This window comes from Micromonospora sp. HK10, assembly GCF_000982955.1.
Taxonomy (GTDB): Bacteria; Actinomycetota; Actinomycetes; order Mycobacteriales; family Micromonosporaceae; genus Micromonospora.
On record NZ_KQ058855.1, the window covers coordinates 1 to 12760 of the forward strand.

The following is a 12760-nucleotide window of genomic DNA, read 5'->3' on the forward strand; positions in this document are numbered from 1 at the left end:
AAGACGGCGGCGCGGCGGGCGAGGTGGCGCTGGGGCCGGTCGCCGCCGGTTCCGTGACCGGGCCGGTCGCGGTGCTGTCCGCGCGACCGCCGACGCCCGCCGGCACCGGGGCCGGCTCGCCGACCGCGCCGGTGGTGGCGGCGCGCTCGCGGCGGCGCACCACCAGCTTCGCCACCGCCAGCGGCACTTCCAGCACCAGCAGCAGCACCAGCAGGTAGAACATCAGGGCCAGCCAGAGGTAGCCCGGCCAGGCCAGCCAGTACATACCGTTGCGGGTTCCCGCCATGGTGGCCGGCACCAGCAGCGCCAGCAGCAGCGCCACGATCCCGCCGGCCCGCCGGAGTCGCCCGGGCCGGGTGGTGTCCCGGACCAGGCGCTTCCACAGGTAAAGGTGGATGAGGGCGGTGACGAGCACAGCAAAGCCCAGGAACATCGCCATCGCCAACACGCAGGTCCTCCTCAGCCGCCCGCGAACGGCGGCAGCACGTCGACCGTCACGCCGGCTGGCAGCGGGGTCTGACGATCATGACAGGCCACGCCGTCGACCAGGAAGCTCGCCGCCTTCAGCACCACGGCGAGCCGGTCACCGTGCCGCGCGGACAGCTCGTCGAGAAGCTCGTCGAGGGAGCGTCCGGCGGCGGGGACGGTCTCCTCGGCGCGGCCGGCGGCGGCGCGCGCCCCGGCGAAGTAGCGGACGGTCAACTGCACCGGTCAGCCTCCGATCGCCGACATCGGGCGGGCGGGTTGCAGGAAGGACGGATCGTCGATCCCGTGCCCGGCCCGCTTGCCCCACATCGCGGTACGCCAGCGGTCGGCCAGCTCGGCGTCGTCCGCCCCGGCGCGCAGCGCGCCCCGCAGGTCGGACTCCTCGGTGGCGAAGAGGCAGGCGCGGACCTGGCCGTCGGCGGTCAGCCGGGTGCGGTCGCAGTCCCCGCAGAACGGGCGGGTGACGCTGCCGATCACCCCGACCCGGGCCGGCCCGCCGTCGACCAGCCAGGTCTCGGCGGGGGCCGCCCCACGCTCGGTCGGGTCGGGCGTGAGCGTGAACGCCGCGTTCAGCGCCGCGAGGATCTCCTCGGCGGTGACCATCGTGCCGCGGTCCCAGCCGTGCTGGGCGTCCAGCGGCATCTGCTCGATGAATCGCAGCTCGTAGCCGTGCTCCAGGGCGAACCGGAGCAGGTCGGGCGCCTCGTCGTCGTTGATCCCGCGCATCAGCACCGTGTTGACCTTGACCGGGGTCAGCCCGGCCTCGACCGCGCCCGCCAGCCCGGCCAGCACGTCGGCGTGCCGGTTCCGCCGGGTCAACTCGGCGAACCGGGCCGGGTCGAGGGTGTCCAGCGACACGTTCACCCGGTCCAGGCCGGCGGTGCGCAGGGCCGGCGCGAGCCGGTCCAGGCCGATGCCGTTGGTGGTCAGCGAGATCCGGGGCCGGGGCTCGAGCGCGGCCACGGCGGACACGATGCGGACCAGGCCGGGCCGGATCAGCGGCTCCCCACCGGTGAAGCGGACCTCGGTGATGCCGAGCCGCTGCACCGCCACCCGGATCAGCCGGATGATCTCGTCGTCGTCGAGCAGCTGCGGGCCGGCCAGCCAGGGCAGGCCCTCCGCCGGCATGCAGTAGGTGCAGCGCAGGTTGCACTTGTCGGTCAGCGAGACCCGGAGGTCCCGGGCGACCCGGCCGTAGCGGTCGACGAGGACCCCGTCGGTCCTCGTCCGGGCGGTGGTCACCCGTCGACCGTAGCGCTTCGGACCCCGCTGAGCGCGAGGTGGGCGGCGTCCGCGACCGCATCCCGGTACGCCGTCCCGAACAGTGAGCTGTGCACCAGCAGGAGGTGCAACTGGTGCAGCGGCAGCCGGTCCCGCCAACCGTCGGCGAGCGGCCACTCCTCCTGATAGCCGGCCAGGATCCGGTCGAGGTGGGGTGGGCCGCCGAAGAGAGCGAGCTGGGCCAGGTCGGTCTCCCGGTGGCCGCCGTGCGCCGCCGGGTCGACCAGCCAGACCCGGTCGTGCATGCCCCAGAGCACGTTGCCGGCCCAGAGGTCACCGTGGATCCGGGCCGGCGGCTCGTCGCCGCCGAACTCGCCGATCCGGTCGATCACCTGCTCGACCAGGCCGGCCTCCTTCGTGCCGAGCGCACCGTCGTCGACCGACATCCGCAGGTACGGCAGGAGGCGGCGGCGGGCGAACCACGCCGACCACGGGCCCGGGTCCAGCGTGTTGTCCTGGGGCAGCGTGCCGATGAAGCCGTCCCAGTCGGCGCCGAACGCCGGCGCCCCGGCCCGGTGCAGAGCGGCCAACTCCCGGCCGAACCGCTCGGCGGCCTCGGGCGTCGGCTCGCCCGGTTCGATCCAGTCGAGCGCCAGCAGCTCCGGCAGCGCCGCCATGACCTCCGGCACAGCGACGGCGCCCGCCTCGCGCAGCCAGCGCAGCCCGGCCGCCTCGGCGGCGAAGAAGCCCGCCGGCACCGGCCGCCCCGCCCGCTCCGGCCAGGTCTTGGCGAAGAACGAGTGCCCGTCGTCGAGGGTGAGCCGGGACGCGGCGCAGATGTCCCCGCCGGAGACCGGTGTCTCCCGGATCCGCTGGTGGGTCAGGAAGGTCGGCAGGTGCTCCGGGTGTGCCCGCAGGTACGCCAGGTCCATGAGCGCAAGGTAGTCCGTCGCACCGACAGTCGCGGCCCGTGCGCGTTTCCCGGCGGTATCCGTTCCGCGCTGACCTGCACAGATACTCTCCGTATCTGTGGACAACCAGCGTGTCGTCCACAGGGCCTGTCGCGGCATGCCCCGGTCGCCGCACGCTCCCGGCATGACTTCCGCCGACCACCCCCGACTCGCCGTCCGCTCCCCCGCCGACCTGATCGCCGCCGTGCCGTACCTGCTCGGCTTCCATCCCGCCGACAGTGTGGTCGTGGTGGCCCTGCGGGGGCGCCAGGTCGTCTTCGCGGCCCGGGGCGACCTGCCCGAGCCGGGCGCCGACCCCCGGCCGCCCGCCCGGCACCTGGCGCAGGTGATCGCGCGGCAGGGCACCGACTCCGCCACCGTGCTCGGCTACGGGCCCGCCGACCGGGTGACCGGCGCGGTCGACGCGGTGGGCCAGGCCCTGGACGCGGCCGGGCTGACCGTCCTCGACGCGCTGCGGGTGACCGACGGACGCTGGTGGTCCTACCTCTGCACCGAGCCGTCCTGCTGCCCGCCCGACGGCACCCCCTACGACCCGGCTGCCAGCGAGGTGAGCGCGACCGCCGTCTTCGCCGGCCAGGTCGCCCTGCCCGACCGGGCCGCGCTGACCGCCCAGGTGTCCGCGCTCGGCGGGCCGGTCCGGGTGGCCATGGGCCGGGCGACGGCCCGGGCCCGCCGGCGGCTGGCCGCCCTGGCCGAGGAGGCGGACGAGCCCGCGCTCGTCGGCGGTCGGTCCGTACGCTCCGCCGGGGTGGCCGCCGTGCGTGTGGCGTTCCGCCGGCACCGCCGGGGCGAACGGTTGAGCGACGACGAGGTGGCCTGGCTGACCGTGCTCCTCACCCGGCTGGAGGTTCGCGACCACGCCTGGGAACGCACCGACGGGCGGGACGCCGACATCAGCCTCTGGACCGAGGTGCTGCGTCGGGCCGAGCCGGAGCTGATCGCCGCTCCCGGCAGCCTGCTCGCCTTCGCGGCCTGGCGGGCTGGTTACGGTGCCCTGGCCGTGGTCGCGCTGGAGCGGGTGCTCGCCGCCCACCCGGACTACTCGCTCGCGCTGCTCCTGGACGACATGCTCCGCCAGGGGCTGCCCCCGTCCCGGCTCGACGGGTGGCCGGAGGTCGCCTTTCCCGGCGTGGTCCGCCGCCGCGCCCGCCGCCGCGACGGTCGCCGCCGCCCGACCCGCCGGAGCGCCTGATGCCGCCGTCCGGGACTCCAGCTCGAAGCCGGCCAGCTGCGCCAGCAGGTCGTGTCGCACCACGTTGGAGGGCTGATGCGGCCCTGCCGCCGCAGCCCTCGGTCCCCGTCGGCCGGCGGATGCCGCCGCCGGGACGGGCCGGATCAGCCGGCGGGTTCGGTGACCCGGTGCGGGCCGGTGTAGACGTTCATGGTCCGGCCGCGCAGGAAACCGACCAGGGTCATCCCGGCCTCCTCGGCCAGCTCGACCGCGAGGGTGCTGGGCGCGGAGACCGCGGCGAGCAGCGGCACCCCGGCCATCCAGGCTTTCTGGGTCAGCTCGAAGCTGGCCCGGCCGGAGACCATCAGCAGGTGCCCGGTCAGCGGCAGCCGGTGCTCCCGCACCGCCCAGCCGACCACCTTGTCCACCGCGTTGTGCCGGCCGACGTCCTCACGCAGCACCACCTGCTCGCCGTCGGCGGTGAACAGCCCGGCCGCGTGCAGCCCTCCGGTCCGGTCGAAGGCGCGCTGCGCGGCGCGCAGCCGGTCCGGCAGGGCGGCGAGCAGCTCGGCCGGTACGCCCAGCGGATCGTCCTCGAGCCGGAACGGCGAGCGGGTCCGGACCGCGTCGATGCTCGCCTTGCCGCACACCCCGCACGAGCTGGTGGTGTAGAAGTTGCGGGCCGGGTCGGTGGTGGGTTCCGGCACGCCGGGAGCGAGCACCACGTCGACCACGTTGTAGGTGTTCGGGGTCTCCGCCCCGGCGCAGAGCTGCGCGGTGTGCACGTCCTCGGCGGACCGGATGAGCCCTTCGGTGAGCAGGAAACCGATGGCCAGGTCCAGGTCGTCACCGGGCGTCCGCATGGTCACCGCGAGCGGTTCGCGCCGGCCCGGACCGGCGCGGCCGACGCGGATCTCCAGCGGTTCCTCCACCGCGAGGGTGTCCTGCCGGCGCACCCGGGCGCGCCCGTCGGCCGCCGCGTCGAGATCGATCCGGAGCACACCGCGCCGGTCAGTCGCCCGTCCCATCCCGTCATCCTGCCCCGCCCGTCGAGCGGTCCGCACCACGACGGCCGGTCGCCCGCCACGGATGTCGGCGCGGGAGGCCGGTGCGGTTCAGCGGAGGAGACCGTGCCGGTTTCAGCGGACGCCGGTGCTGGCTTCGGCGGGGATGGCCGGTGCTGACTTCGGCGGGGGAGGCCGGTGCTGGTTACGGTGGCCCGGTGACGGCGTACGCGGCGATCGTGCTCTCCGGTGGCGCGGCCCGCCGGATGGGCGGGGTGGACAAGCCGGCGCGCCCGGTCGGCGGCCGGCCCATGCTGCACCGGGTGCTGGCCGCGGTGGCCGACGCCGTGCCACGGATCGTGGTCGGCCCGGCCGGCCCGGTCCCGGGCGGGGTGCGGGTGACCCGCGAACGGCCCGCCGGCGGTGGTCCGGTCGCCGCCACGGCCGCCGGGCTGGCGCTGCTCGGCCCCGACGCCGGCACGGTCGCCCTGCTCGCCGGCGACCTGCCGCTGCTCACCCCGGCGGCGGTGGCCGACCTGCTGGCCGCGCTGAACGGGTCGGCCGCGGACGGCGCCTGCTACGTCGACGACGACGGCCGCCGGCAGCAGCTCTGCGGGGTGTGGCGGGTGGCCGGGCTGCGGTCCGCCGTCGACCGGCTCGCCCGGGAGCGCGGCGGCACGGTCGACGGCGCCCCGGTGCGCGGCCTGCTCGCCGGCCTGGCCGTGCGGGAGGTGTCCTGGGCCGGTGCCGGGCCGCCGCCCTGGTTCGACTGCGACACTGACGAGGACGTACGCCGGGCCGAGGAGTGGACGCGATGACGGTGATGGACGACTGGGTCACGGCGGCCTGCGCCGAGCTGGGGTTGGACCCGGCCGAGGTGCCGGTGCCGGCCGTGCTCGACCTGGCCAAGGACGTGGCCCATCAGGTGCTCCGGCCGGGCGCCCCGGTCAGCGCGTACCTCTTGGGGCTGGCCGTCGGGCGGGGCGCGGAGCCGACCGCGACCGTCGCCCGGCTGGCTGAGCTGGCCGCCTCCTGGCCGGTCGAGCTGGACGGCAGCAGCCCGGCCGGATAACCGGCGCGGCCCGGTCCCCGGCCGGCTGTCCGATCCCGGTCGGGCGTGATTCGACCCCGGGCGGTCGTGGGTAGGGTGACCCATGACGGACGGAGGCGATCATGACGGCAGACCACCCCTCGTCGGCCGATGAGCCCGCCGGCGGTACGCCGGAGCAGCACGAGTCGATCCTGCTGGACGAGCCGACCACGGCCGACCTCCGGGCCAAGGTGACCGAGGCCTGGCGGGAGTTCGCGCGCGCGCTCGCCGAGCGGCTGCGGCAGCTGCCCGAGGGTGCCCACCTGGAGCTGACCCTCGACCCGACCGCCTCCGGCACCGGCGACGCCGTCTACTCGATCAGCGTGGACGTCAGGGCGGAGGGCCGGTTGTCGGCGCGGGCGGTGGGCAACGCGACCCTGCCGCAGGGGTACCGGCTGGACCGGGCCGCCGTGGCGGACATGATCGCGCTCGGCTGGTCCCCGCCGGGGGTGCTCGAGGGCTCGGGTGAGCAGTTCGGCCTGGGCTGCGCGGTCGCCGAGGCGACCCGGCTGGCCGCGGTGCTGTCCCGGACCCTGCGGGACGTGTACGGCGCGCCGCACCCCGCCTTCCTGGTCTACCTGGTGCACGACGCCGAGGGGGAGGCGCTGCCGGTGGAGCCGCTGGGCACCGCGCGCAGCGAGTTCGGGCCGGATCGCGACGTGGAGGCCGACCTCGACGAGGCGCTGGCCGCCGCGGCCACCGCGCAGAGCGCCGAGAACGACGTGCTTGCCCTGGAGGAGCGGGTCCGGACGGTCGTTTCCACCATGCTGAAGTCGAAGTCCGACCAGTTGCAGGTCGACTCGGACGGCGACATCAACATCCGGGCCGGCTCGGCGATGGTCTTCGTCCGGGTCCGGGACAATCCGCCCCTGGTGGACGTCTTTTCCCCGGTGCTCACCGAGGTGGAGCCGACCGAGCGCCTCTACGTGAAGCTCTCCGAGTTGACCAACCGGATGCCGATCGGCCGCCTCTACTGCGCCGACGACACGGTCTGGGCCTCCATCCCGGTCTTCGGCCGCAACTTCCAGGCCACCCACCTGATGCTCGCCGTGCAGGTGATGACCGGTCTGGCCGACGAGCTGGACGACCGGCTGCACGGCGAGTTCGGCGGCAAGCGCTTCTTCGGCGAGGGCGACAAGCCCGCCCGCACCGAGTCCGAGCACCGCACCGGCATGTACCTCTGACCATTCCCCCGGTCACGGCCGGCAGGAATCCCGGGAGCGCCCGACCGGCCGGCAGGGATCCCGGGAGCGGCCGGCCGGGCGGCGGGGCATCGCGGTGACCGGTCGGCCGGCGGGTCAGTGGACGTCGAGCAGAGTCTTGCCGACGGTCGCCCGGGACTCCATCGCGGCGTGCGCCGCGGCGGCCCGCTCCAGCGGAAAGCGCTGCCCGATCAGCGGCCGGAGCCGTCCCGCCGCCCCTTCGGCGAGCGCCAGTTCGGTGAGTGCGCGCAGCTGCTCCGGCGGGGCGGCCGGGCGGAGCAGGGTGACCCGGCGGCTGGCGGCCAACCCGGCCGGGATGTCCGCCCAGGCGCCGCCGGCCAGCCCGAAGCTGACCATCCGGCCGCCGGCGTCGAGCAGGTCGAAGGCCGTCCGGGCGAGCGGGCCGCCGACCCCGTCGAAGACCACGTCGACACCGCCGGTGGCGGCCCGGACCCGATCGGTCCAGTCGGGCTCCCGGTAGTCGACCGCCACCTCGCAGCCGCGCTCGCGGAGCAGGGCGACCTTGCGCGGGCCGCCGGCGGCGGCGACCACCCGGGCCCCGGCCGCCGCCACCAGCTGGGTCAGCAGGCTGCCCACCCCGCCGGCCGCCGCCTCGACCAGGACCCGGTGGCCGGGGCGCAGACCGGCCGCGCCGGCCAGCAACAGCGCGGTGCGGCCGTCGGCGAGGAGCGCGACGGCCCGGTCCAGCGGCAGGCCGTCCGGCAGTGGTACGGGTGCCGCCTGGTCGACCACCACGCGCTCGGCGTACCCGCCGGTGCCGCCGGTGGAGCTGACCACCCGCTGCCCGACCCGGGCCGGGTTGACGTCCGGGCCGACCGCGGCGATCACCCCGCCCACCCCGTTGCCGGGGATCACCGGCAGGCCCGCGCGGTACGGCCCGAACCCGGTGGCCCGGAACATCGTCTCCACGAAGGTCAGGTTGGCGTGCGCCACCTCGATCAGGACCTGATCCGGCCCGGCCACCGGATCCGGTGCCGGCCCAGGCACCAGATTCTCCGGCCCGCCGAACTCCCGCAGCCATACCGCGCGCATACCGTCTCCTCACCCACCCGGCCCCGTGTCCGGGTCACCGGCACCCAGTGCACGACGTGAAGCGGGCTTCAGGTCAAGCCCGGGAGGGCCGGACGCCGCGCACCGCCGAGCCGGGGCGGCGGGCAGCCTACGCCCCGGGGGGCGCGGACCACCCACGTTCCGGGGTGCCACCTGGAGGACAGGCCGGGCCCGGGGAGGCAGGCCAGGTCCGGACAGGGAGGTCAGGTGGTGGACGGGCCGACGCCCGGGGACTCGACGAGCCGGGAGAGGACGATCGTGCTGCGCGAGGAAGTGACGAAGGACTCGGCCCGCAGCCGTTCCAGCGCCTCCTCCAGGTGGGCGATGTCGGCCGCGCGCAGGTGCACCAGCGCGTCCGCCTCCCCGGAGACGGTGTACGCGCCGACCACCTCGGGGTGGCGGCGGGCGGCGGCACCGATCTGGGCCGGGGTGGTGCGGCCGGCGCAGAACAGCTCGACGAACGCCTCGGTGGTCCAGCCGACCGCGGCCGGGTCGACGACCGCCGTGAAGCCCCGGATCACGCCGGCGGATCGGAGCCGGTCGACACGTCGCTTGACGGCGGGGGCGGAGAGTGACACCCGGGCGCCGATGTCCGCGTACGAGGCGCGGGCGTCTGCGACGAGGAGCGCAATGATTCGCTGGTCAACGGCGTCTATCTGCAACGTTCCGCCTCTGGGAAGCAATGGTTGTGGCTGTTACCAAAGTTGTACCGTACCTACTCTTGGTGACCGTGAACCAGCAGCGAGTCCCGCGAAAGCGGACATATCTCATGTGCTCGCCGGAGCACTTCGCGGTCGAGTACGCGATCAATCCGTGGATGGACGTGACCGCGCCGGTCGACGCGGAGCTGGCGGTCAAGCAGTGGGACCGCCTGCGGGAGACGCTCGTCGGCCTCGGGCACGAGGTGCACCTGCTCACCCCCGAGCGCGGGCTGCCGGACATGGTCTTCGCGGCCAACGGCGCGTTCGTGGTGGACGGCACCGTGTACGGCGCCCAGTTCAAGCACGAGCAGCGGACCGCCGAGGCCGCCGCGCACCGGGCGTTCTACGAGGCGAACGGCTGGCGGTTCATCGCGCCGAGCGAGACCAACGAGGGCGAGGGCGACTTCGCGTACCTGCCGGAGGCGCACGGCGGGCTGATCCTGGCCGGCCACGGCTTCCGCACCGAGCTGGCCGCGCACGCCGAGGCGCAGGAGGCGCTCGCCCGGCCGGTGGTCTCGCTGCACCTGGTCGATCCGCGCTTCTACCACCTGGACGTGGCGCTCGCCTCGATCGACGACGAGAACATCGCCTACTACCCGGGCGCCTTCTCGGCGGCCAGTCAGAAGGTGCTCGCCCAGCTCTTCCCGGACGCGGTGCTCGCCGACGACGAGGACGCGCTGGCGTTCGGCCTGAACCTGGTCAGCGACGGCCTGAACGTGGTGTTGAACGGCGACGCCGCCCGGCTGGCCGGCAAGCTGAAGGCGGCCGGTTACCACCCGGTCCCGGTCGAGCTGGCCGAGCTGAAGAAGGGCGGCGGCAGCGTGAAGTGCTGCATCGCCGAGCTGCGCCACTGACCGGCGCGCCACCGGCACAGGTGACGGGCGGCGCGCCTCCAGCGCATGTGACAACCGGCGCGCCTCCAGCGCGTGTGACAACCGGCGCGCCTCTCGGGCACGTGACAACCGGCGCGACTCCCGCGCATGGAACGGGCGGCCTCCCCACCGGGGAGGCCGCCCGTTCGGCGGTATGGCGGTGACTCAGCCGAGCGTGGCCAGCTCGTTGATCACGACGTTCGACAGCATCCGGCCGTCGAGCTGGACCTTGCGCAGGTACCACTTCTGCTGGGGGGTACGCGGCTGGTTGAACTGCCAGGTCCCGCGCGGGCTGTCGATCTGGCCGATCTTGCCGAGCGCCAGGTTGAGCTGCTGCGGGGTGGGGTCCGCGCCGGCCAGCCGGATCGCCTTGTCCAGCACCTGCGCGGCATCGTAGGAGGCCATCGCGTAGGTGGTCGGGGAGGCGTTGAACGTCTTCCGGTACGCCGAGGCGAACACCCGGTTGGCCGTGTTGTTCAAATCCGGCGAGTAGTTCAGCGCGGTCTCGATGCCGTACTCGGTGATCCGCTTCCGCTGCTTGCCGGTCTCGCCGTCGTCCAGCTCGTCCAGCACGGTGCCCTCGGTGAGGAAGCCGGGGGCGTAGAGCGGCCCCTCGTAGCCCTCGTCGTAGAGCTGCTTGATGAACTGCACCGCGGCGGTTCCGGTGTAGTTGCACAGAATGGCGTCGGGCCGCTGCTCCAGCGCCCGCTGGATGTCCTTGGCGTACGCGTTCTTGCCCGGGTTGGGGTCGTCCCGGGTGAAGATCGGCTTTTCGGTGAGCTCGCGGCCCTTCTCGTACCCCTTCTTGAAGCCGGCGATGACGTCGTCGCTGCTCGAGCTCTTCGGTGCGATGATCGCGATGCGGGTCGACGGGTCCTTGAACTGCTCCCGCAGGTACTGCCCGAGCGCCCGGCCGGGCTCGTCCAGCACGTACGAGGTCCGCCAGATGTAGACGACGCTCGCGAGGCTGGCCGGAGAGGCGTTGGAGCTGATCAGCGGGACCCGGGCCTGCTCGACGGTGTCCCGGATGTCGGCGAGCACGGTGGAGCTGGCCACCCCGGTGAGAGCGACCACGCCTTCCTTGACGAGCCGGTCCACGGCGGCCTTACCGCTCTTGCCGTCGTTGCCCTCCTCGGCCGTGACGACGGTCACCGGGTGGCCGCCGAGCCGCTGGTCGTGGAGGTTCAGGAACAGCTGGAAGCCGTGCACCAGGTCGTCACCGATGGCCTTGTTCGGCCCGGCACCCGGCACGATCAGGCCGATCTTGACGGGGCTCCCGGGTGCGGTCCCGCCCTCGTCGTCGGTGTCGGAGCCACAGCCGGCCACCAGTCCGGTCGTACCCAGTGCGGCCAACAGTTGGAGGGCCCGCCTGCGGTTCATCTGCGACACCAGTTTCCTTCCCGAGCGGGGCCGCCAGGGTGTGGGCCCCTCCGGCGTTCTACCTGGTCCGCGACGCTGCGTCAATGGCGGGAAGATCATCGTGAAGCGACCGCAACGCGTCCACGACGGCCGGCCAGGCCGGATCGCCGGGCGCGATCAGCCCGAAGTGCTCACATTTGGGCAGCTCAATCAGGGTGGCCGGGGTGCCGGCCGCGCGGGCTGCGGCCACCCACGAGCGGCTGACGGCCACCGGCACCTGCTCGTCGAGCGTGCCGTGCATCACTACTGTGCGTACTCGCGTCGGCACCAATGCCGATGGATCGGCGGCCGCGTAGCGCTCCGGGACCTCCGCCGGGCCGCCGCCGAGCAGCGCGGCCACCGCGCCGTCATCCAGGTCCAGCCGGTACGCCTCGGCGAGGTCGGCCACCGGCGCGAGGGCGAGCACCCCGCCCACCGTGGCGGGCGCGGTCGCCGCCGCGTAGAGGGCGAGGTGGCCGCCCGCGGAGTGGCCGACCAGGATCGGCGGCACCGGCGCGACCCGGCCGGGCAGTGCGGCGGACGCCAACCCGGGCAGCGCGGCCACCCCGGCCAGCACGTCCTCCAGGGTGTGCGGCCAGCCACCGCCGGGCTGGCCGGTGCGCCGGTACTCGAGCTGGGCGACCGGGTGGCCGACGGCGGCCAGCGCGTCGGCCATCGGGCCGGTGTGGGTCCGGTCGTACTCGGCCCGCCAGAAGCCGCCGTGCACCACGACGACCAGCGGCCGGGCCGGGCCGTCGCCGGCCGGCCGGCGCAGGTCCGCCACCTGTTCCGGGTGGTCGCCGTAGCGGACCGTGGCGTCCGGCGGCGGGGCCGGCCGGGTCAGCACGTCGCGTGGGTCTGCGGGCATGACGGCGACGGTAGCGCGCCCCGGCCGGGTGGTTCGGGCCCGGGAGCCGGTCCGGGCGCGTGCGTCTGGTGGGGGTGGGTAAAGATGGATCCCATGACCGAAGCAGGTTCCGTCGGACCGGACAACGAGCAGGGCCAGGATGGCATCCCCGGCACCGTGGTGGTGGTCGGGCCGGACGGCCGGCCGGTCGGCACGATGCAGACCGAGGAGGGGCAGGGCGAGGACCCGACCCGCCTGGTCGAGCAGCCGGCCAAGGTGATGCGGATCGGCAGCATGATCAAGCAGCTGCTGGAGGAGGTCAAGGCCGCTCCGCTCGACGACGCCAGCCGGTACCGGATGCGCGAGATCCACGAACGTTCGATCGTGGAGCTGAAGGAGGGCCTGGCCCCCGAGCTCCGCGAGGAGCTGGAACGGATCTCACTGCCCTTCACCGAGGAGAAGGCGCCCAGCGAGAGCGAGCTGCGGATCGCCCACGCCCAGCTGGTGGGGTGGCTGGAAGGGCTGTTCCACGGCATCCAGGCCGCGCTGGTCGCCCAGCAGATGGCCGCCCGGGTGCAGCTGGAGCAGATGCGCTCCGGCCGGGCCGCGCTCCCGAGCGGCCCCGGTGGGGTGATGCCGGGCATCCCGGGCATGGTGCCGAACAGCGAGGGCCACACCCCCGGCCAGTACCTCTGATCCGTCCGGGCGCGTCGCCACCGGCTCGCC

General features: G+C 74.5%; 14 protein-coding genes and 1 pseudogene. 6 read left to right on the plus strand and 9 right to left on the minus strand.

The window, feature by feature from the left end; translation table 11 throughout:
• From LQ51_RS22055 to LQ51_RS22070, 4 genes and pseudogenes are all read right to left on the minus strand, one after another.
• Positions 1-439 (minus strand): annotated as a pseudogene (locus LQ51_RS22055) (metallophosphoesterase); the annotation flags it as partial.
• 20 nt (positions 440-459) lie between these two features.
• A complete protein-coding gene (locus LQ51_RS22060) occupies positions 460-708 on the minus strand; it encodes a MoaD/ThiS family protein (RefSeq protein WP_046568656.1) in 249 nt (82 codons plus the stop codon).
• 3 nt (positions 709-711) lie between these two features.
• On the minus strand, positions 712-1728 hold the full coding sequence (gene moaA / locus LQ51_RS22065) for a GTP 3',8-cyclase MoaA (RefSeq protein ID WP_046568658.1): 1017 nt from the start codon (positions 1726-1728) through the stop codon (positions 712-714).
• Positions 1725-2639 (minus strand): fructosamine kinase family protein, encoded by a 915-nt coding sequence (locus tag LQ51_RS22070; RefSeq protein ID WP_046568661.1) that lies wholly within the window; start codon positions 2637-2639, stop codon positions 1725-1727. The genes moaA and LQ51_RS22070 overlap by 4 nt, the downstream gene beginning before the upstream one ends.
• 163 nt (positions 2640-2802) lie before the next feature.
• Here LQ51_RS22070 and LQ51_RS22075 point away from each other — a divergent pair, with 163 nt between their 5' ends.
• Complete coding sequence (locus tag LQ51_RS22075; RefSeq protein WP_046568663.1) at positions 2803-3870, plus strand: DUF4192 domain-containing protein; 1068 nt, start codon at positions 2803-2805, stop codon at positions 3868-3870.
• Between the two features lie 143 nt (positions 3871-4013).
• Here LQ51_RS22075 and fdhD read toward each other — a convergent pair whose 3' ends face one another.
• On the minus strand, positions 4014-4877 hold the full coding sequence (gene fdhD, locus LQ51_RS22080; RefSeq protein WP_046568665.1) for a formate dehydrogenase accessory sulfurtransferase FdhD: 864 nt from the start codon (positions 4875-4877) through the stop codon (positions 4014-4016).
• A gap of 194 nt (positions 4878-5071) precedes the next feature.
• Here fdhD and LQ51_RS22085 point away from each other — a divergent pair, with 194 nt between their 5' ends.
• The 3 genes from LQ51_RS22085 (at position 5072) to LQ51_RS22095 (ending at position 7127) form a co-directional block, all read left to right on the plus strand.
• Complete coding sequence (locus LQ51_RS22085) at positions 5072-5671, plus strand: molybdenum cofactor guanylyltransferase (RefSeq protein WP_082159587.1); 600 nt, start codon at positions 5072-5074, stop codon at positions 5669-5671.
• Positions 5668-5925, plus strand: a complete 258-nt coding sequence (locus LQ51_RS22090) for a DUF6457 domain-containing protein (protein ID WP_046568720.1) — start codon at positions 5668-5670, stop codon at positions 5923-5925. Before LQ51_RS22085 ends, LQ51_RS22090 begins: the two co-directional genes overlap by 4 nt.
• A gap of 101 nt (positions 5926-6026) precedes the next feature.
• Positions 6027-7127, plus strand: coding sequence for a T3SS (YopN, CesT) and YbjN peptide-binding chaperone 1 (locus LQ51_RS22095; RefSeq protein WP_046568667.1), 1101 nt, complete (start codon positions 6027-6029; stop codon positions 7125-7127).
• Positions 7128-7241: 114 nt separating this feature from the next.
• Here LQ51_RS22095 and LQ51_RS22100 read toward each other — a convergent pair whose 3' ends face one another.
• Both LQ51_RS22100 and LQ51_RS22105 read right to left on the minus strand, forming a co-directional pair.
• Positions 7242-8198, minus strand: coding sequence for a zinc-binding dehydrogenase (locus tag LQ51_RS22100; RefSeq protein WP_046568670.1), 957 nt, complete (start codon positions 8196-8198; stop codon positions 7242-7244).
• Positions 8199-8419: 221 nt separating this feature from the next.
• Positions 8420-8878, minus strand: coding sequence for an Lrp/AsnC family transcriptional regulator (locus LQ51_RS22105; protein ID WP_046568673.1), 459 nt, complete (start codon positions 8876-8878; stop codon positions 8420-8422).
• 59 nt (positions 8879-8937) lie between these two features.
• Between LQ51_RS22105 and ddaH the strand changes: the two genes are divergently transcribed.
• Positions 8938-9771, plus strand: coding sequence for a dimethylargininase (gene ddaH, locus LQ51_RS22110; protein ID WP_369799884.1), 834 nt, complete (start codon positions 8938-8940; stop codon positions 9769-9771).
• Between the two features lie 183 nt (positions 9772-9954).
• Here the strand turns inward: ddaH and LQ51_RS22115 are convergent, their stop codons facing one another.
• Both LQ51_RS22115 and LQ51_RS22120 read right to left on the minus strand, forming a co-directional pair.
• Positions 9955-11178: an ABC transporter substrate-binding protein gene (locus tag LQ51_RS22115; protein ID WP_046568677.1), complete on the minus strand. Its 1224-nt coding sequence runs from the start codon at positions 11176-11178 to the stop codon at positions 9955-9957.
• 49 nt (positions 11179-11227) lie between these two features.
• Complete coding sequence (locus LQ51_RS22120) at positions 11228-12055, minus strand: alpha/beta hydrolase family protein (RefSeq protein ID WP_046568683.1); 828 nt, start codon at positions 12053-12055, stop codon at positions 11228-11230.
• An 84-nt stretch (positions 12056-12139) separates the two neighbouring features.
• On the opposite strand from LQ51_RS22120, the gene LQ51_RS22125 reads away from it, so the two are divergent.
• Positions 12140-12730: a bacterial proteasome activator family protein gene (locus LQ51_RS22125; RefSeq protein WP_046568685.1), complete on the plus strand. Its 591-nt coding sequence runs from the start codon at positions 12140-12142 to the stop codon at positions 12728-12730.
• Positions 12731-12760: the final 30 nt, after the last annotated feature.